Source organism: Advenella alkanexedens (genome assembly GCF_019132845.1).
Lineage (GTDB): Bacteria > Pseudomonadota > Gammaproteobacteria > Burkholderiales > Burkholderiaceae_B > Advenella > Advenella alkanexedens.
Window position 1 is genome coordinate 18,886 of record NZ_JAHSPR010000001.1, and the last position, 19,697, is coordinate 38,582.

The window sequence follows — 19,697 nt, forward strand, 5'->3', positions numbered from 1 at the left end:
TTCTGTTTAAACCCTATTTTTTAATTCATTAATGAATGCTGCCACAGGTACTGTCACCTGAGGTGCAATATTACCACCTTCAGCGGCGCGCAACGATTTAATGCCAATAGTACCGCTTTTCACTTCATCTTCACCCAGAATGGCAGCAAGCCGTGCCCCACTGTTATCCGCGCGTTTGAACTGTGCCTTGAAGGAGGCGGCACCGGCATGCACAATGACACGAATCCCCTCATCGCGGCATTGCTCGGCCAACACCTGGGCATGGCGTGAAGCCTCTGGTCCCTGGTGAATGAAATATACATCACATTCAGCCGGTTTAACCAGTTCTTTATCCTGTATCACCAGTGCCAGCAAACGCTCGATACCAATGCCAAAACCGATGGCAGGAGCAGGCTTGCCACCGAGCAAGGACAACAGGCCGTCATATCGACCACCACCGCATACGGTCCCCTGGGCGCCCAGACGATCGGTGACCCATTCAAAAACCGTCAGGTTATAGTAATCAAGACCACGCACCAGACGCGGATTAATAGTGTAAGCAATACCTGCCTCATCAAGGCGGGCCCGTATTTCATTGAAATGGGCCAAGGACTCTTCTTTCAAAAAATCAAACAGCTTGGGCGCATTATTGGCCATGTCCTGCATGACTGGATTCTTGGTATCGAGTACACGTAAAGGATTGCTGTACATGCGACGCAAACCGTCCTCATCCAGCAATTCCTTATGTTTTTCCAGGTGAGCAACCAAGGCCTCCCTGTGCGCCTGACGCTCTTCGGGCTGACCCAAAGAGTTCAATTCAAGACGAACATCGGTCAGGCCAAGGATTTTCCACAAACGGGCCAACATGATGATTTGCTCGGCATCAATATCGGGGCCTGCATAGCCCATAGCTTCTACGGAAACCTGGTGAAACTGGCGATAACGACCCTTTTGCGGACGCTCATGACGAAAAACCGGACCCATTGAAAAAAGGCGTTGGGGCGCATCATAAAGCAAGTTATGTTCAATCACCGCACGTACGATACCTGCCGTAAACTCGGGCCGCATCGTCAGCATTTCACCCACATCGGTTTTATCTTTTGACATGCTGAAGGTATACATTTCCTTCTCAACGATGTCGGTCACTTCACCAATTCCACGGGCAAACAAACGCGTTTGCTCAAGAATGGGGGTACGGATATTGTTATAACCATATTGAGCCAACCATTCACGAATGGTTGCTTCCAGTTTTTCCCAAAGCCAGCTTTCAGCCGGCAAAATATCATTCATTCCACGTATTGCAGAAACTTTTTGGAATGTTTTAGTCATACAAACGGATCTCTTTATTCAGATAATTTATTTTTTTACTGTACGCTTTATGAACGGACACCGTAGCGACGTTCTACATAGTTACGGACAATTTCATGAAACTCGGCTGCAATATTATCACCCTTAAGGGTTACTGTGCGTTCTCCATCGATAAAAACCGGTGCGGAAGGCACTTCACCGGTACCGGGCAGACTGATGCCAATATCAGCATGACGACTTTCACCTGGGCCATTCACCACACACCCCATCACGGCCACGTTCATATTCTCAACTCCGGGATACCTGGTTTTCCAGACCGGCATTTGATCACGCAAATAAGACTGGATGCTATCGGCCAGTTCCTGGAATACCGTACTGCTGGTACGGCCACAACCGGGACATGCGACCACCATGGGCGTAAAAGCCCGCAACCCCAGACTTTGCAGTATTTCCTGGGCCACAACCACCTCTTTACAACGATCACCGCCCGGTTCTGGTGTTAGCGAAATACGAATGGTATCGCCAATTCCTTCCTGCATGAGCACGGCCAAAGCTGCTGTTGAGGCCACAATACCTTTGCTGCCCATACCGGCTTCCGTAAGACCCAGGTGCAAGGGGTAATTGCAACGCCCGGCCAGATTCCGGTAAACGGAAATCAGATCCTGAACATGACTGACCTTGCAGGAAAGGATAATCGCATCTCCAGGCATGCCCAGCTGCTCGGCCCGCTGTGCATTACTGATGGCCGAAACAACCAATGCCTCACGCATGAGGGATTGCGCATCCCATGGCTCGGGCTTGGCATTGTTCTCATCCATCATGCGGGCCATTAATTCGTGATCGAGGCTACCCCAGTTCACGCCGATACGAACCGGTTTTTCATATTTACAGGCAACTTCGATCATTTGGGCAAAATTATCATCGCGTTTTTTGCCGCCCCCCATATTACCGGGGTTGATGCGATACTTGGACAGCGCCTGTGCACACTCGGGATATTGGGTTAACAATTTATGGCCGTTGTAATGAAAATCCCCCACCAACGGCACCAGCACACCCATTTTATCAAGTTGTTCACGAATGGCTGGCACGGCCTGTGCTGCCTCGGGGGTGTTGACGGTAATACGCACCATCTCGGAACCCGCCAAGGCGAGTTCTTTAACCTGAATAGCTGTGGCAATGTGATCGGCCGTGTCGGTATTGGTCATTGACTGAACAACAATAGGCGCACTGGAGCCAATGGGCACAACCGTAGAACCCCAGGCAACATTAACCAGACGGGTCTGATGACGGACAGCGGGTCCGACAGGAAATGGATTTTGGCAAATGGACATGATTAACTAAATAAATTCCTGAGATTTTCCAAACCGATTTCTTCAAGCGTAAACCATTCACGGCTATATCCATAAACAGCGATAACAACCAGGATCAGGAAGATGATAAAGATCCATGTTCCCGTACCCGAACGCCTTGACTCATACCCTTCATGGGTGCTGAAATCGGTCGTTGACTGTAGGCTTGTCACTTCCTGCTTATTGACATTGGCACCACTTTGCCTTGCCAGAAGATCAAGCATTTGTTGCTCATCTTCCCCAAGAAAACGGGCATATTTGCGCACCAAACCTTTTAACACAAAACCTTGCGGCAACGCAGACCAGTTCTGCGCCTCTAGCGAAATGATTTGAGCCGATGAAAATTTGATCTGATTCGAAACATCGTTGACTGACAGCCCTTTTCTTTCTCTCCGTCCTTTTAACAACAAACCCAGGTTTTTATCTTCCAGGGAATCTGAACCGGACACATCACTCGTACCTGAATTCAATTGAGTCACTACTGCACCTCGATAATGGGAATGGATTTTCTGGCCTGCATAAGCGCGCTGATTTTGGTTTTATCCTTGACATCGCCAGCCAGCTGACCACAGGCAGCATCAATATCATCACCCCTGGTCTTACGCACGGTTGTAATGACCCCGGCATCCATCAAGATACTGGCGAATATACGCACCCGGGCAGATTTTGAGCGCTTCAGCCCCGATTCAGGAAACGGATTAAAAGGGATGAGATTCAATTTGCAACGAACCTGCTTGGTGATTTCAATCAACTGGCGCGCATGCTCATCAGTGTCATTGACACCATCAAGCATGACATACTCAAAAGTGATGAAATCACGAGGGGCAAATTCCAGATAACGGTTGCATGAAGCAATCAATTCGGCCAACGGGTATTTTTTGTTTAATGGTACCAATTGGTCACGCAAGGCATCATTGGGAGCATGAAGCGAAACCGCCAGTGCCACAGGACAGTCCCGGGACAAGCGATCCATCATGGGAACCACACCGGATGTTGATACGGTGACACGACGGCGTGACAAACCATAAGCATTGTCGTCAAGCATAATCTGAAGGGCCGGAACGACCTGATCATAATTAAGCAAAGGTTCTCCCATGCCCATCATGACAACATTGCTGATGACTCGTGAAATTTCTTCAGGGGCTTCTGCATTACCGATACGGGCAGACTGCAGGTCTTGCTGGATAACGCGGCGAGCGTGCCATAACTGGCCAATAATTTCTGCCGTGCTTAAGTTGCGGTTAAAACCCTGATGCCCGGTGGAACAAAACCGGCAGGCAACCGTACAACCAGCCTGACTTGAAATGCACAAGGTACCACGATCATCCTCAGGAATAAATACCGTTTCAATAGCATTATTATTACCCACATCGAACAACCATTTACGGGTGCCATCAGAGGATATTTTTTGCGTAATGACCGGTGGTGCCTGAACGCAACAGGAGCCGGCAAGCCGGGAACGGAAATCTTTGGCAAGATCACTCATTTGCCCGAACTCGCTGACTCCACGCTGGTGAACCCAGCGCTGAAGCTGCTTTGCACGAAAGGGCTTACTCCCCCACTGACCCACCAGGTCAATGAGGGCATCGGTCGGGACGCCCAGGAGATTAATGTGGTCGGTCATGGAGTAAGCCTTATTCAATATCAAAACTCTATATCTTAAAATTACCGATTACTTGCCAAAGAAATAGGCAATTTCAACAGCTGCTGTTTCAGGCGCGTCTGAACCATGAACCGCGTTTGCATCGATACTGTCGGCAAAGTCGGCACGAATGGTACCTGGCTCTGCTTTTTTAGGATCGGTAGCACCCATCAGGTCACGGTTTTTCTGGATGGCGTTTTCGCCTTCCAGGACCTGAATAAATACAGGACCGGAAATCATGAAGCCAACCAGATCATTGAAGAAAGGACGCTCTTTGTGAACAGCGTAAAAACCTTCGGCTTCTTCACGGGTCAATTGTTGCATACGTGCCTCAACAACTTTCAAACCTGCTTTTTCAAAGCGGGTAATGATCTCGCCAATCACGTTTTTTGCAACCGCATCGGGTTTGATAATAGACAATGTGCGTTCTACAGCCATTTAATACTCCAAAATTTCAATAAAAACAATAACTTCAAGTAAGTTTTACTCAACTTGGCATTTTAACATGCAAAAAGTACCTTCTACACCTTAAAATAAGGGTTTTCGCGAACAAAACAACCAAACCGTCGGAATCAGAATCAGAATGAACCAAGAATCTAACATTATTGACACCAAAGAGCTCTCCAAAAGCTTCGAGCCCAAAGAGCTGGAGGCCCGCTGGTATGAAGAGTGGAACAAACAAGGCATTTTCGCTGCAGGACAATATACAACAACCGCCTCGGAAGAATGTGGTCAGCCATTTACCATTCAATTCCCGCCACCAAACGTGACCGGCACCCTGCATATGGGCCACGCTTTCAACCAAACCATCATGGACGGCTTGGTTCGCTACCATCGCATGCTGGGCAATGATACCGTTTTTGTACCGGGCACCGACCATGCCGGTATTGCCACGCAAATCGTGGTTGAGCGCCAGCTGGATGCACAAAAGATTTCCCGTCACGACCTTGGTCGTGAAAAATTTCTTGAAAAGGTCTGGGAATGGAAAGAGCTTTCAGGCAATACCATTACCAGCCAGGTTCGCCGCCTGGGTGCCTCGGCCGATTGGCCACGCGAATATTTCACCATGGACGAACAAATGTCCAAAGGTGTGATTGAAACCTTTGTACGCCTGCATGAACAGGGCCTTATTTATCGTGGCAAACGTCTGGTCAACTGGGATCCGGTTCTGGGCACGGCAGTTTCCGACCTTGAAGTTGAAAGCTGCGAAGAACAAGGAAGTCTGTGGCATATTCGCTACCCGCTCAGCAAACCGTCCGGTGAACTTACCCATTTAACCGTGGCCACCACCCGTCCCGAAACCATGCTGGGTGACGTTGCGGTAATGGTACACCCCGAAGACGAACGCTACGCGCACCTGATTGGCCAAACCGTTATCCTGCCACTGGTCAATCGTGAAATCCCCATTATTGCCGATGACTATGTAGACCGGGAATTTGGCACCGGCGTGGTTAAAGTAACCCCTGCCCACGACTTCAATGACTATGCGGTCGGGCAACGCCACGGCCTGTCTTTTTCCAGTATTCTTACGCTTGATGCCAAAATTGTTGATGATGCGCCCGAAGCCTACCGTGGCATGGATCGCTTCGAAGCCCGCGAAAAAATCGTGGCTGACCTTCAGGCCCTGGATTTACTGGAAAGCGTCAAGCCCCATACCTTAATGGTGCCTCGTGGCGACCGCACCAAAACCGTTATCGAACCCATGCTGACCGACCAATGGTTTGTGGCCATGAGCAAGCCTGCGCCTGAAGGCACTTACAACCCCGGCAAAAGCATTACCGAAACCGCCCTGGACGTTGTGCGTTCGGGTGAAATCAAGTTTTACCCCGAAAACTGGACCAATACCTATTACCAGTGGCTGGAAAACATTCAGGATTGGTGCATTTCCCGTCAACTATGGTGGGGCCACCAAATTCCCGCCTGGTACAGCGAAGACGGGCAGATTTTTGTTGCCCGCAATGAAGAGGAAGCGATTCAGAAGGCTCGCGCAGCCGGTGTCAACGGCCCCTTGCGCCGTGATGAAGACGTCCTGGATACCTGGTTTTCTTCTGCACTGGTTCCCTTTACCACCATGGGCTGGCCCGAAGAAACTCCCGACTACAAGCGCTACCTGCCCTCCAGCGTACTGGTAACCGGTTTTGACATTATTTTCTTCTGGGTTGCCCGCATGATCATGATGAGCATGCACCTGACCGGCCAGATTCCGTTCAAGTTTGTTTATGTACACGGCCTTATCCTTGATGCCAACGGCCAGAAAATGAGCAAATCCAAAGGCAATACACTTGATCCGGTTGACCTGATTGACGGCATTGAGCTTGAACCCCTGGTAGCCAAGCGCACCAGTGGCCTGATGAACCCCAAACAAGCCGCGAAAATCGAAAAAGAAACCCGCAAGGAATTTCCTGACGGCATTGAGGCATACGGCGCCGATGCCCTGCGCTTTACCATGGCCGCTTACGCCACGCTTGGCCGCAACATGAACTTTGATCTCAAGCGCTGTGGAGGTTATCGCAATTTCTGCAACAAGCTATGGAATGCCTCCCGTTTTGTACTCATGAACGTGGAAGGTCATGATCTGTCTGGCAAGGACGGCGTTGAACTCTCTTTTGCCGATCACTGGATTCTTTCCCAGTTGCAAAGAACACTGGCCGAAGCAGAGAAAGGCTTCAAGGATTTCCGCTTCGACAACATCGCCAACGCCATTTACCACTTTGTCTGGGATGAATACTGCGACTGGTATGTGGAACTGGCCAAGGTCCAAATCCAGCAAGGCACACCCGCCCAACAATGCGGTACCCGTCAAACCCTGATCAACGTTCTGGAAACCATCTTGCGTCTGGCCCACCCCATTATTCCGTTCATTACCGAGGAGTTGTGGCAAAAAGTGGCCCTGATCGCTGGTAAACGCAAGGCGAATGAAACCACTTCCATCAGCATACAACCTTATCCCCTTCCAGACTCCCAACAGATTCACGAGCAAGCCGAAGCCTCACTGAAGCAATTAAAGGCACAGGTAGAAGCCGTTCGTGCCCTGCGTGGTGAAATGAACCTGTCTCCTGCTCAGAAAGTACCCCTGTACGCCCAGGGAAATGCCTCTTTACTTGCCCGCAATGCTCCTTATTTGCAGGCACTGGGCAAATTAAGCCAGGTTGATATCGTTAATGAACTGCCCGATTTGGGAGCACCAGTACAAATTCTTGAAGACACTCACCTGATGCTCAACGTTGAGATTGATGTTGAAGCGGAGCTGGCGCGTCTGGACAAAGAGGCCAAACGTCTGGAAAACGAAATCGCAAAAGCCAATGGCAAATTGGGGAATGAGAAATTCGTGGCCCGCGCCCCTGCTGCTGTCATTGAGCAGGAAAAAGAAAGGCTGGCCAACTTTAGCGAACTGTTGGCCAAAATCAACGAGCAAAAAAATCGTCTCGCAAAATAAAACCACACTCAATAGAATGCCCGTCAGGGCATTCTATCCTGACTTTTATATACCCTTAAACAAAAACCCCAGGAAACCGAAGGATGTCCGGTTTCCTGGGGCCAATTCAATAAAAAACAATAGCCTGTTAATGTTTACAGCTTATTAGTTTTGGCTTTTCGCAAATCTTTCCGCACTGGCCACGATTTCGGCTTTGGCGGCCTCAACACCGTCCCAACCTTTAACCTTGACCCACTTGCCTGGCTCCAGATCTTTGTAGTGCTCAAAGAAATGCTGGATACGCTTGAGTTCTTCTTCAGGCAAGTCTTCAGGAGACTTGATATTACGATAAACCGGATAGAGTTTGTCTACGGGAACGGCCAGCAATTTAGCATCACCACCGCCTTCATCATCCATGTGCAAAACGCCAATGGTACGGCATTTGATAACGGCACCTACCTGAATCGGGAAAGGCGTCATGACAAGCACGTCAACCGGATCACCATCATCAGAAATGGTTTGTGGGATATAGCCATAGTTGCATGGATAATGCATAGCCGTCATCATGAAGCGATCAACAAACACAGCGCCTGTGTCTTTATCCACTTCATATTTTACTGGGTCGGAATTCATTGGAATTTCAATAACCACGTTGAATTCATCTGGTAATTTTGAACCTGCTGGCACACGATCTAAACTCATAAAATGACCTTTAAAGATTAAAAGAAATATTAACTATTTTCTACCTTGTTTTTCGGCTTCATAACCCGGTATGGGTGCAGTATCAAAATACTCATCCGCCTGATAATCGTCATTGGCATCTGCCGAAACTTTTGTTGACATTAGACGATCATCCAGGTTATCAAGCTTTTTCCTGTCGGGCGGACCATCCGGATCTTCGGTAGTATCGGCCGCCGGTAGAATACTATCATTATTTAATACAGGTAATGCCGACGTAGCCGCTGAAGCAATACGCCAATGCTTAATGGCATCCTGGGCGCGCCCAAGACGGTCATACAACGTTCCCAGCAATGCATGGGTCTGGGCTTCTTCACGCGACACCCCAACCTCTTGGCCAGCCTCTGTGGCAGCCATTTCACTGCGAATAGCCAGACTGCGTGTGAGGTAGCGTTCAGCCTGCCCCCACAACTGCCCCTTCAGGCACAAATAACCAAGTGCCGTTAACAACTCAGGATTGTTCCCATCCTTTTTCAGCCAGCCCTGCGCCATCGCCAATCGTTCCTGAACCGACCCACCTGCAGTTTGCACATACATTTTAAGCAAGCGGGCATCTTTTGTAACAGCCCAGGCCTCTTCAAGCACCTTGCCTGCATTTTTATTGTCACCACCGGCCTCAAAGCGTGCAGCGGCCGCCATTGCGACCAAGGGCATTGTTTTCTCATCACCACTCAGGCTTTTCCAGACATATTGCCACTCTTCAGGAGCTGCATGATTAATTCTGCCCGCTGCCGCATGCTCTATCAGCCTGAGTGCCTCAAAACGGTCAACCCGACCTTTTTTAAGCATAATCCGGGCCAGGGGCAACAGCTTTTCATTACTACCTGTTTGCTTGTAAGCACGTAACAACAGTTTCTGGATATGTTCCTGGTTACTGCCATTGGCCGTATCCAACGCCTCCAATAATGCCTGTGCCTGTCTGGACTCTCCCTGATCCAGCAGCAACTCGGCCTTGACCGTAGCAGTTGCTTCGGCAAGACGGGGAAAATGCCTGGACTTGTTTTCAGCCAGCAACAAGAGTTTATCGCGTTGCTCATGGTGTCCGGACATGTGAGCCGCCTTGGCCGCAGCCAGGCTGGCAATGGCCTGGCGCGAAGGATTATGGCTATGATTAAAGAGGCGGGTGAAATCTTTTTCAGCGGAGTCAGCCCGACCCTCAATCAACTCAAGCCACCCCTTTTCAAGCAGAGTGACATCTTTACTGGTATGGCGCCTAACCCGCCATTGCTTGAAACTGGTTGGTGAATTGCTTAAGGTGGCTATCAAGCGAACCAGCAAATAAACAAACACAAAAGCGATAATCAGCAGAAAAACGCCGGTAGTCAGGGAAACCGTACGACGCTCATCACCGGTTACAAGCATAAAATAGCCGCTTGAATCTTTGATAATCAGTGCAAAACCCACAGCAAGCGCGAGCAGCACAAGTAATTTTAAACCTGTCCTCATGGCTTACTCCTGCGGGTTGCCCAGATTGATGATCTGGTTTCTGGTTTCCTCAATGGCTTTCACACTATGAGTAATTTGTGGCAATTGAGGCCTCACAGGGGTTGCCAATAAGGTACGGGTCAACTCAAGTGCCTGACGTGTGGCGGGTGCATCCTGGTTATAGTATTTAAGCAAGCCTGCCTGTACTGACTCAAGAGAGCTGGTCCAGATTCCCTGCTGGGCATTCAGCAACCCCTGCTGTGCAAATCGCAAATCGAGCTTGAGATTGTTCTTAAGCGCGGCAGCCTGTCCTGCCGAAATCAGGGCAACCGTTGGATCATCAAGTTTTTCAACCCGAACCAGTCCTCCCAAATCTGATTTCAGCAGACCCAGAGCCTGTGAAGGCCAGGACTGGATCTCGTCCCAGGCTTTTTCATACCAGCTCAAATCCTGGCTGACACTGGTCTGAACCTCAGCCTCACTGGAAACAGCATGTGTTTGCACCGGCAAGACGGTTGACAAATGATCAACCCGATCGGGTGAAATGAGCGGTGCCTGATCGAGCAACTCGATTAACTTGCCCACTTCCTTGAAAAGCGTATCCGTATTCATGATTGGCGCTGATTTAAGCATCACGATATCGGAAGAAACGGCACCGGCAAGCCCAGCCAGAATGGGACTGTTTGCACGCAATATGGTTTGCTGCGCCATTTCCAATGCACGAATGGCATTGGGTAAGTTACCGGCAATGCTTAACTCGTTATCAGCCGATTGCACCAAGCGGGAAACATCATTGACAACGAACAGGCTAACATCAACGTCTGCCCGGTTCAGTCGTTGTTCCAGCAATTCGGCATACTGCGCCTGCATTTGCTGCAACTCGGTTTTCAGCTGATTAATCTGTTCAGTTTGCCGGTCAAGTTGTGCCTTAAGTCCGTCATCCTGCTCACTTTCATTGCCGGCCTTTGCATCTGCATGAACCACCTCCGTTTCATTGACCGCTGATACGGCCGTAGCGGCATCGCTTTGAGCTGCATGTTGCGCCGTTTCAGCCGAGGCACTTTCTTCTGCTGAATCAATGGATTTTACCTGCTGCGACGTACTTGACTCATTTGTTACCACCTCTTCAGCGCCTGACGGAGACTGAGGAGCAACACCATCTTGTGTGGACACAGATTCAGTCTGTGTCGCTACCACGGAATTGCTTACGCTATCAGCCTGCCCTGGACTTTTTTCTGCCTGGTTAGCGTCTGATTGCGCTTCGGGTGTTGACGCTGTGGAAACGGATCCAGACTGATCGGAAAGTGCTGCTGTACGCGAAGCGGAGTTACCTTTTGACCACTTGCTGCCGATTTGGGATTGCTGGGTCATGTAAACGGCCCCACCCACTACAGCCGCCAGCACAACGGCCGCCGTACCAAACACTTTTTTATTAATACCAGACTTTTGACCTGAGGTTGAAGCCGATGACGCAGACTTCTCAGCAGAGATAGATGGTTCATGCCCGACGTCGTCGGAGGCAACCACAGGCGTTACATTATCTGTCTGATTATTATGTTGATTTTCTTCTGGCGTATTCAATGCTTTAGGGTCTGAAGATTGAATACTTTCCTGTTTTTTTTCATCCATGCTTTTTGATCCCTTGCTGAGATTATGGTTTTTAGAATGTAAATGATGGCGTGCTTGCTTCTTTTTCATAATCGCATTGTAGTGGAAGATGACGGCAATTTTACTTAAGAAGTGGTTAACATCTCAAATATTGACTCATCACTTGGTTGACATATATTAATGACAACCCTCTTTTCAGGCAAATTTTCCTGAAACGCCCCCCCTTTTAAATGCGCCTGAATCCGAGCGCCAATTCTTGGATGAGTAACCAAAAAATGGTGTCTCAGGCAATATTGAACAAGCTGATATCGTTTTAGCTCATCAAATATGCTATCGACACTTTCCTTACTGGTTAACAACCAGCTTATTGGCTTACTGGATTGCAACAGCGATATCATTGCTTTACTTTCAGATGGCGTCCATACCCGGGGCTTTCTTTCATACACCGGCAAAAAATCAACCTGTACCTTAGCAGCCCGCAACTGTTCAGCAAGCCACTGACGACCGCTCTGACCACGAACCACCAGAACCCGGTTAAACTTATCAAGACCTATTTTAAGCAATTCATCAAAAAAAGCTTCCGAATCCTGATTTTCAGCATTGGGAGCCGGATGAATGATTCGACTGGCAGAAACACCCAGCTTTTGCAAAACATTGGCCGTTGCCATGCCAACAGCACCTGCATAAAGACCCGCCGGCCAGGAGCGGTGATGTTGTGCCAGCATTTCAAAAAAGACCTGCACCGCATAGCCGCTAACAAAAAACACCAGATGATAGGCAGCAAGATTGGGAAGCTCCCCTGCCCTTAAAGACAAGGGAAAGCGTTCAATGGCGGGAAGTTCTGTAACCTGATAACCCGCCGCGGCAAGCAATGATTGTAATGATGCGTTTTTTCCTGCCGGGCGGGTAAGAATAATATGTCTGTTCATGTTTTCTTGCCAATCAAGAGTCAAGAAAACACAATTAATTATTCAACAATGCAGCTAAAATTTTATCAGCGCCAGCCTGATGTAACTCTTTGGCCACATCCAGTCCCAGCTGCCCTGCCAGCTCAATCGGACCCGTGCTTTGCGCACGCAATACCCGGGTACCATCCGGCAAAGCGACAAACGCCTGAATGGTAAGATTTTGGCCAGTGATAACGGCATGCGCAGCCAAAGGCACCTGGCAAGACCCCCCCAGGAATGATGAGACGGCCCTTTCTGCCGTTACACATGCCAGCGTTTCCGGACAAGACAGGGGTTGTAAAGCTGCCAGCACATCGGAACGGGATTCCAGAATCTCGATACCGAGCGCTCCCTGCCCGGCTGCCGGCAGACTATCCTCTATGGACAGAAAACTGCGGATTCTTTCAGGCAGACCAAGACGCTGCAAGCCAGCTGCCGCCAGGATAATTGCATCGTATTCGCCGTTATCCAGCTTGCCCAGACGAGTATCAAGATTGCCACGCAACGGCTTTACAACCAGATGCGGGAAATTGGCCCTGATTTGCGACTCACGACGCAGGCTGGAAGTGCCCACTACTGCACCTTCGGGCAAGTCGGCCAGCTTTGCATATTTATTGGATACAAATGCGTCACGTGGGTCTGCACGGTCCATGACAACCGCCAGCTGAAATGGCGAGCCAAGATCCATAGGTACATCTTTAAGGGAATGTACGGCCAGATCGGCCCGACCATCAAGCAAGGCAGTTTCAAGCTCCTTGACGAACAGCCCCTTGCCACCCACTTTTGACAGGGTGCGATCAAGAATCTGGTCGCCCCTGGTGGTCATAGTCAGTAGTTCAACACGGCAAGCGGGATACAATGCCTGCAACTTAGCCTGTACAAACTCGGCCTGCCATAAAGCCAGACGACTGGCACGAGTAGCGATAATCAATTTTTCAGGATGTACTGACATTGCTGATTCCTATTTAAAATAATTGGCAAGGACAGCAATAACAATACCGATAACCGCAAGGGCAAACAAAAGTTGCAACAGGGTAAATTTAGGTTTTTGTGACATGTTTTTAACTGACTATCCTTAAAATAAATACGTACTTATTCAGCCTTTTCAGATGATGCATCAGCCTTTCGCATGGCAATAAGCTTACCAACGATCATGACCAGCAATGCACAACCGATCTGGGCAGTATACTTGATTGTGGCCGAAGATTCGGCACCACCGAGGAAGGTATTTTGAATATACATATCACTCACAAACATACCACCAGCCAACCAGCCCAGCAAGCCGGCACCAAACATAATAACCAGCGGGAATTTGTCAATAATTTTCAGGACGATTGTACTGCCCCAGATAATAACAGGCACACTGACCAGCAAACCGAAAATCACATAAGCGGTCTGGTGATCGGCATGAGCATTGGTGGCAGCACCGGCAATGGCAATGACGTTATCAAGACTCATGACAAAGTCTGCGATCAGAATGGTTTTAACCGCACCCCATACACTGCTGCTGGCCTGGATACCTTCACCGTGATCATCTTCGGGAATAAGCAGTTTGATACCGATCCACACTAGCAAAGCACCACCAACAAGCCTGAGAAATGGCACTTTCAACATTTCCATGGCAAATAAAATAAGGACCACACGCATGCCAATCGCGCCTACCGTACCCCAAAGAATACCTTTGATGCGCTGCGCCTTTTGCAGGTTTCGACAAGCCAGGGCGATAATAATGGCATTATCTCCGCCCAAAAGAATGTCGATCAGAATTATTTGGCCAATCGCGGACCAATGGATCTGTTGAAAAAACTCTAACATTTTTTTACCTATTGTCTTGTTAAGAACACAATTGATGGACGGCAAGAACGTGACGACCCGCCCAAAACAGCCTTAATGGCCAAATGCTGCCCCGTATTGAATCATGTATTGACTGCGTTTCCAAGGAAAACAGCAAATTATAATTCAGTTCAAGGTAGTTTTAATTTTGAATTGAAAAAGCCAACCTTATAAGCCCGGCAAACCAGCCTGTGTACAAACCGGATCTTCTCCTGCCAGGATGACAAGTACCCGCTTACTATAGCGGCCTTTACAGCAAGTAAAAAACCGCCCATCAAAAATATTGATCGTGGCGGTTTTTTGTTGCGCTAAGACATATTACAGAATGGATTTCAGCAATTTGCCCATTTCAGAAGGATTGCGGGTTGTACGAATGCCACAAGCTTCCATTACTTCAAGTTTGGCATCTGCCGTATCGGCACCACCGGAAATCAGGGCACCAGCGTGACCCATGCGTTTTCCTGGAGGCGCTGTAACGCCAGCAATAAAGCCAACGATTGGTTTATTCATATTGTCTTTGGCCCACAATGCAGCATTAACTTCATCGGGTCCACCAATTTCACCAATCATGATAACCGCTTCAGTTTCAGGGTCATCGTTAAACATTTTCAGGATATCGATGTGCTTCAGGCCATTGATGGGGTCACCACCAATACCGACCGCTGCAGACTGGCCCATACCCAATTCGGAAACCTGTGCAACGGCTTCATAGGTTAATGTACCGGAACGGCTAACAATACCGATTTTACCTTTACGGTGAATGTGGCCAGGCATAATACCAATCTTGATTTCATCAGGAATGGTCAAGCCCGGGCAGTTAGGGCCCAACAACAGGGTTTTCTTGTTTTCAGCGCGCATGCGGTTGCGTAGTTCAAGCATGTCACGAACAGGAATACCCTCGGTGATGCAAATAGCCAGATCCAGGTCGGCTTCGGCAGCCTCCCAGATGGCGGCGGCGGCACCTGCGGGTGGAACATAAATAACGGAAACAGTAGCGCCGGTTTCTTCCTTGGCTTCTTTAACGGAAGCGTAGATGGGAACACCCTCGAAATCTTCGCCGGCACGTTTGGGGTTTACACCAGCGACAAAGGCTTCTTTACCATTACCATATTCACGGCACATACGTGTGTGAAACTGACCGGTTTTACCTGTAATACCCTGGGTAATGACTTTTGTGTCTTTATTGATAAGAATAGACATTGATGAGTTCCTTACTTACTTGGCAGCTTCAACAACTTTGGTTGCTGCTTCGGCCATTGTGTCAGCACTGATAATAGGCAGACCTGAATCTTTCAGCATTTGCTTGCCCAGTTCCTCGTTGGTTCCTTTCATGCGAACAACCAGAGGCACATTCAGGTTTACCGCACGGCATGCGGCAATAACGCCTTCAGCGATCACATCACAACGCATGATACCGCCAAAGATATTAACCAGAATTGCTTTCACGCCTTCGTTTTTCAGCATGATCTTGAACGCTTCGGTTACTTTTTCTGCCGTAGCACCACCGCCCACGTCAAGGAAGTTTGCGGGTTCGCCACCAAACAGCTTGATGGTATCCATGGTCGCCATGGCCAGACCGGCACCGTTTACCAGGCAACCGATATTGCCGTCGAGCTGAATGTAAGCCAGATCAAACTTGCTGGCTTCGATTTCTGCCGGATCTTCCTCATCAAGATCGCGGTAAGCCACGATTTCAGGCTGACGAAACAAGGCGTTTGAATCGAAATTGAATTTGGCATCCAGGGCAATGATATCGCCTGAACCGGTCAGGATCAGGGGGTTGATTTCTGCCAGGGATGCATCGGTTTCGCAATACACTTTGTACAGTTTCTGGAACTCGGCTGCCGCTTTGCCCACAGACTCTTCTGGCACACCAATCCCACGCGCCAATTCTGCTGCTTCCTCATCGGTCAGACCGGTAGCGGGATCAACAAATACTTTCAGGATTTTCTCAGGCGTTTTCTCGGCAACTTCTTCAACATCCATGCCGCCTTCGCTGGAAGCCATTACACAAACACGTTGGGTAGCACGATCGGTAACGATACCCACGTAGTATTCTTTTTTAATGTCAGCCCCCTCTTCAATCAGAAGACGGTTGACTTTTTGACCTTCCGGGCCAGTCTGGTGTGTAACCAGTTGCATACCCAAAATTTCAGAAGATAACTGACGCACCTCATCGATGGAACGGGCCAGCTTAACGCCACCACCTTTACCACGGCCACCAGCGTGGATTTGAGCTTTCACAACCCAAACCGGGCCGCCCAGTGTTTCTGCCGCCTTAACAGCCTCGTCAACAGAGAATGCGGGAATACCGCGAGGTACGGTAACGCCAAACTTCCTTAGAAGTTCTTTACCTTGATACTCATGGATCTTCATGTATTACCTATATAGATGTAGGAAAAAATAAAATACCCCGCTTGCGCAGGGGACCACCATCAATTGATCTTGCCCGTTTCCCGATTTTCATTGACGTACCACTCGGGATAAAACTCTTTTACCACAGGTGAAGTTAAAGCCAGGGCATGACAACCTTCAAGCTGGAAAGGCTTTTTACCCGACTGTGCTTCTTTCCGATTACGGGACACCGACAGACTTTGAACAAAAACCGTGGGTAATAGTACAACAAGTTCGGACATATGAGTACAACCAGACGTTCGGGAAAAGCGTTCCTTGACCGCATTACGAAAATTTCTTAGTAAATGCAAGCCAATCAGGCCCTTGTAAGCCTTTTCAATTGCCGAACAGTTTTGCTCATAAGGTGCATCATCATAATGTGCCCGGGCATCACGCACTTCTCCATCTTCCGAGACCAGAAGGCAGATTGTCATGTTATGCACTGGAGAACCCGCCACTTTGATACTGCCATTGCGTTTGGGAAAATCGTAAGCCTTGACATCAAGCAGGGTTGCTTCCAGCTCCCACAAACCATCCTCCCTTAAAAAGGAATTCATTTCTATTTTTCGAGTGTGAATAGGTTTGCGGCTTACGGAGGAATCAAACGACATTATGGACGAATTCAAGAACAATTGATGAATGATTGCGGAAAGTATAACTTACCCGTAAATTATCATACATGAATTCTTAAATTCGTCGTTTATTTCTAGGGTTTACCCTAATTAAAACCAAATTAATAATCTATTGCAACCTTAATACCTTGGCAGCCTCAACCATTTTTTCCAGTGCCGCACGGGTTTCCGGCCAGTCCCTTGTCTTCAGGCCACAATCAGGGTTGACCCACAAACGCGCCCTGTCTATTTTTTCCGAGGCCTTTTGCATTAATTGAATCATCCAGTCCGTATCGGGAATATTGGGAGAATGAATATCATAAACACCCGGACCAATTTCATTGGGGTAATGAAACTGCTCAAAGGCAAGTAGCAACTCCATATTGGAACGGGAGGTTTCGATGGTGATCACATCGGCATCCATCGCCGCAATGGCTTCAATAATGTCATTAAATTCCGAATAACACATATGCGTATGGATTTGCGTCGCATCCCGAACACCAGAAACAGACAGCCGAAACGCATCAACCGCCCAAGCCAGGTAAGCCTGCCACTTGCACTTGCGCAATGGCAGCCCTTCGCGAAACGCGGGCTCATCAATCTGGATAATATGAATACCCGCCTTTTCAAGATCCAGGATTTCCTCACGTAATACCAAGGCCAGCTGGCGACATGTTTGTTCTCTTGGCTGATCATCACGCACAAATGACCATTGCAGCAACGTGACAGGACCAGTCAACATACCTTTCATGGGTTTGTTCGTTAGGGATTGAGCATAAGCCGTCCATTCAACCGTCATTGGCATAACCCGGGCCACATCACCATAAATAAGCGGTGGTTTTACACAGCGTGAACCATAACTTTGTACCCAGCCATTTTCGGTAAAGGCATAGCCGGCCAGAAGCTCACCAAAATACTCAACCATATCATTGCGTTCAGGCTCTCCATGAACCAGGACATCCAGCCCGACCTCTTCCTGGAAAGCCACCACTTTAGCAATCTCTTCCTTGATGGCTGCCTCATATTTTACATCGCTCAACCCACCCTGCTTCCAATCACGACGTAATGCCCTGATGTCTGCCGTTTGCGGAAAAGAACCGATCGTGGTGGTTGGGAACAAAGGCAAGCCCAATGCAGCCCGCTGTTTTTTCATGCGCTCATTAAAAGGCGTCCGGTCACGGCTAATTGACACGGATTGAGCCAGTTGCTGCTGCACCGCCGGGTTATGAATTCGCCTGGATGTTTTCCTGTTTTCAAGCGCCTGATGTTGCCTGGCCAGAAACGCTTCAATCGCGGGCGTTTGGCGCTTATCCAGAACCGCCGCCAGAGCGTTTAATTCTTCAAGTTTCTGGCGTGCAAAAGATAGCCAGGATTTCAGTTCGTCATCAAGCTTTTTTTCAGAAGCCAGATCCACCGGCACATGCAATAAAGAGCAAGACGGCGCCAGCCATAAATTTTCACCCAACTTTTCTTTTAGCGGCTGTAAACGGACTGCAGCGGCATCAAGATCAGTACGCCAGATATCACGGCCGCTGACAATCCCCGCCGACAGAACCTGCCCTGGCTGAAGAATATCCGCAATGGCTTGCAAATCGTCATTGCCACGGACCAGATCCACATGCAAACCGTCAACCGGCAAGTGGCCGGCCAGGGCCAGATTGTCATCCAGACTCTCAAAATAAGTGGCTAGCAGAATCCTCAGTTTTTGTTGCACCAATTTCGCATAAACGAGTTTGAAGGCATCTTTCCAGGCCTGAGGCAACTCCAGCGTCAGGATAGGCTCATCAATCTGCACCCATTCAACACCCTGCTCTTGCAAGCGTGTCAGCACTTTTTCGTAAACCTCCAGCAAAGCGGGAATCAAGGCCAGCTTGCGCTCATCACTGGCGCCATTGTTGAAGTCCTCTCCTTTGCTTAACCACAAATAGCTTAGCAAACCCGGAATAACCGGCTTGACCTGATGTCCTGCGGCAAGGGCCTCATCAACCTGATCAAACAGGGAGCTGCGGGCAATGCGGAACGTCTGCCCTGCTTCCAGTTCGGGGACGATATAGTGATAGTTGGTATCAAACCACTTGGTCATTTCGCATGCTGCGGTGGGCTCTCCGGTAGGCGCTCTGCCCCGCGCCATTCTGAATAAAGTATCCAGCCCGGTTTCCTGCTGGGCATCTTGTGCAAAACGGGCAGGAACGGCACCAATCAATGTGCTCCACTCCAGAATCTGGTCATACCAGGAAAAATCGCCCACTGGCAATAAGGATACACCGGCATCCGCCTGCTGCTGCCAATGTTTTTTTCTTAGTCCAAACCCAACCGCCTCAAGTTCCTGGGCATTGATTTGTCCGCGCCAGTATTGTTCCAGCGCTTTTTTCAATTCCCTTTGGACACCAATCCTGGGGAAACCCAAGTTATGAATAATAGTCATATAAATCCTAAATAGCATGAATG

The 19,697-nt window shown here is 48.9% G+C and carries 16 protein-coding genes; 1 reads left to right on the forward strand and 15 read right to left on the reverse strand.

What is annotated here, in order from left to right; all coding sequences use genetic code 11:
* Positions 1-6: 6 nt before the first annotated feature.
* From hisS to ndk, 5 genes are read right to left on the reverse strand one after another with little or no spacing between them, the layout of a single operon-like run.
* On the reverse strand, positions 7-1,308 hold the full coding sequence (gene hisS / locus KU392_RS00090) for a histidine--tRNA ligase (RefSeq protein ID WP_169294766.1): 1,302 nt from the start codon (positions 1,306-1,308) through the stop codon (positions 7-9).
* Between the two features lie 47 nt (positions 1,309-1,355).
* The gene (ispG, locus tag KU392_RS00095) at positions 1,356-2,618 is read right to left on the reverse strand and encodes a flavodoxin-dependent (E)-4-hydroxy-3-methylbut-2-enyl-diphosphate synthase (protein ID WP_169294767.1); all 1,263 of its coding nucleotides are present in this window, start codon (positions 2,616-2,618) and stop codon (positions 1,356-1,358) included.
* A gap of 2 nt (positions 2,619-2,620) precedes the next feature.
* The gene (locus KU392_RS00100; protein ID WP_217734251.1) at positions 2,621-3,115 is read right to left on the reverse strand and encodes a helix-turn-helix domain-containing protein; all 495 of its coding nucleotides are present in this window, start codon (positions 3,113-3,115) and stop codon (positions 2,621-2,623) included.
* Positions 3,115-4,260: a dual-specificity RNA methyltransferase RlmN gene (gene rlmN / locus KU392_RS00105; RefSeq protein WP_217734252.1), complete on the reverse strand. Its 1,146-nt coding sequence runs from the start codon at positions 4,258-4,260 to the stop codon at positions 3,115-3,117. Before rlmN ends, KU392_RS00100 begins: the two co-directional genes overlap by 1 nt.
* A gap of 48 nt (positions 4,261-4,308) precedes the next feature.
* A complete protein-coding gene (gene ndk / locus KU392_RS00110; protein WP_169294770.1) occupies positions 4,309-4,716 on the reverse strand; it encodes a nucleoside-diphosphate kinase in 408 nt (135 codons plus the stop codon).
* Positions 4,717-4,861: 145 nt separating this feature from the next.
* Between ndk and KU392_RS00115 the strand changes: the two genes are divergently transcribed.
* The gene (locus KU392_RS00115; protein ID WP_217734253.1) at positions 4,862-7,714 is read left to right on the forward strand and encodes a valine--tRNA ligase; all 2,853 of its coding nucleotides are present in this window, start codon (positions 4,862-4,864) and stop codon (positions 7,712-7,714) included.
* A gap of 144 nt (positions 7,715-7,858) precedes the next feature.
* Here KU392_RS00115 and ppa read toward each other — a convergent pair whose 3' ends face one another.
* The 10 genes from ppa to metE all read right to left on the reverse strand — a co-directional run bounded on the left by ppa (position 7,859) and on the right by metE (position 19,674).
* A complete protein-coding gene (gene ppa, locus KU392_RS00120; RefSeq protein WP_217734254.1) occupies positions 7,859-8,395 on the reverse strand; it encodes an inorganic diphosphatase in 537 nt (178 codons plus the stop codon).
* Positions 8,396-8,428: 33 nt separating this feature from the next.
* Positions 8,429-9,877 carry a heme biosynthesis HemY N-terminal domain-containing protein gene (locus tag KU392_RS00125; RefSeq protein ID WP_169294773.1) on the reverse strand — a complete coding sequence of 483 codons (1,449 nt, stop codon included), beginning with the start codon at positions 9,875-9,877 and terminating at the stop codon, positions 8,429-8,431.
* 3 nt (positions 9,878-9,880) lie between these two features.
* A complete protein-coding gene (locus tag KU392_RS00130; RefSeq protein WP_169294774.1) occupies positions 9,881-11,485 on the reverse strand; it encodes a uroporphyrinogen-III C-methyltransferase in 1,605 nt (534 codons plus the stop codon).
* A gap of 104 nt (positions 11,486-11,589) precedes the next feature.
* Positions 11,590-12,417, reverse strand: a complete 828-nt coding sequence (locus tag KU392_RS00135) for a uroporphyrinogen-III synthase (RefSeq protein WP_217734255.1) — start codon at positions 12,415-12,417, stop codon at positions 11,590-11,592.
* Positions 12,418-12,427: 10 nt separating this feature from the next.
* On the reverse strand, positions 12,428-13,363 hold the full coding sequence (gene hemC, locus KU392_RS00140) for a hydroxymethylbilane synthase (RefSeq protein ID WP_169294776.1): 936 nt from the start codon (positions 13,361-13,363) through the stop codon (positions 12,428-12,430).
* A gap of 140 nt (positions 13,364-13,503) precedes the next feature.
* Positions 13,504-14,226 carry a TerC family protein gene (locus tag KU392_RS00145; RefSeq protein WP_169294777.1) on the reverse strand — a complete coding sequence of 241 codons (723 nt, stop codon included), beginning with the start codon at positions 14,224-14,226 and terminating at the stop codon, positions 13,504-13,506.
* A 336-nt stretch (positions 14,227-14,562) separates the two neighbouring features.
* Entirely contained in the window at positions 14,563-15,444 is an 882-nt protein-coding gene (gene sucD / locus KU392_RS00150) for a succinate--CoA ligase subunit alpha (protein WP_169294778.1), read from the reverse strand.
* A gap of 15 nt (positions 15,445-15,459) precedes the next feature.
* Positions 15,460-16,620 (reverse strand): ADP-forming succinate--CoA ligase subunit beta, encoded by a 1,161-nt coding sequence (gene sucC, locus KU392_RS00155; RefSeq protein ID WP_169294779.1) that lies wholly within the window; start codon positions 16,618-16,620, stop codon positions 15,460-15,462.
* A 59-nt stretch (positions 16,621-16,679) separates the two neighbouring features.
* Complete coding sequence (locus tag KU392_RS00160) at positions 16,680-17,249, reverse strand: DUF2889 domain-containing protein (RefSeq protein ID WP_169294780.1); 570 nt, start codon at positions 17,247-17,249, stop codon at positions 16,680-16,682.
* Between the two features lie 130 nt (positions 17,250-17,379).
* Positions 17,380-19,674 (reverse strand): 5-methyltetrahydropteroyltriglutamate--homocysteine S-methyltransferase, encoded by a 2,295-nt coding sequence (gene metE / locus KU392_RS00165; protein ID WP_169294781.1) that lies wholly within the window; start codon positions 19,672-19,674, stop codon positions 17,380-17,382.
* Positions 19,675-19,697: the final 23 nt, after the last annotated feature.

Excerpts from the sequence above, each read along its gene's own strand:
- hisS (WP_169294766.1), bottom strand. The coding sequence starts at position 1,308 with ATGACTAAAACATTCCAAAAAGTTTCTGCAATACGTGGAATGAATGAT.
- ispG (WP_169294767.1), bottom strand. The coding sequence starts at position 2,618 with ATGTCCATTTGCCAAAATCCATTTCCTGTCGGACCCGCTGTCCGTCAT.
- rlmN (WP_217734252.1), bottom strand. The coding sequence starts at position 4,260 with ATGACCGACCACATTAATCTCCTGGGCGTCCCGACCGATGCCCTCATT.
- ndk (WP_169294770.1), bottom strand. The coding sequence starts at position 4,716 with ATGGCTGTAGAACGCACATTGTCTATTATCAAACCCGATGCGGTTGCA.
- KU392_RS00115 (WP_217734253.1), top strand. The coding sequence starts at position 4,862 with ATGAACCAAGAATCTAACATTATTGACACCAAAGAGCTCTCCAAAAGC.
- ppa (WP_217734254.1), bottom strand. The coding sequence starts at position 8,395 with ATGAGTTTAGATCGTGTGCCAGCAGGTTCAAAATTACCAGATGAATTC.
- KU392_RS00125 (WP_169294773.1), bottom strand. The coding sequence starts at position 9,877 with ATGAGGACAGGTTTAAAATTACTTGTGCTGCTCGCGCTTGCTGTGGGT.
- KU392_RS00130 (WP_169294774.1), bottom strand. The coding sequence starts at position 11,485 with ATGGATGAAAAAAAACAGGAAAGTATTCAATCTTCAGACCCTAAAGCA.
- hemC (WP_169294776.1), bottom strand. The coding sequence starts at position 13,363 with ATGTCAGTACATCCTGAAAAATTGATTATCGCTACTCGTGCCAGTCGT.
- KU392_RS00145 (WP_169294777.1), bottom strand. The coding sequence starts at position 14,226 with ATGTTAGAGTTTTTTCAACAGATCCATTGGTCCGCGATTGGCCAAATA.
- sucD (WP_169294778.1), bottom strand. The coding sequence starts at position 15,444 with ATGTCTATTCTTATCAATAAAGACACAAAAGTCATTACCCAGGGTATT.
- sucC (WP_169294779.1), bottom strand. The coding sequence starts at position 16,620 with ATGAAGATCCATGAGTATCAAGGTAAAGAACTTCTAAGGAAGTTTGGC.
- KU392_RS00160 (WP_169294780.1), bottom strand. The coding sequence starts at position 17,249 with ATGTCGTTTGATTCCTCCGTAAGCCGCAAACCTATTCACACTCGAAAA.
- metE (WP_169294781.1), bottom strand. The coding sequence starts at position 19,674 with ATGACTATTATTCATAACTTGGGTTTCCCCAGGATTGGTGTCCAAAGG.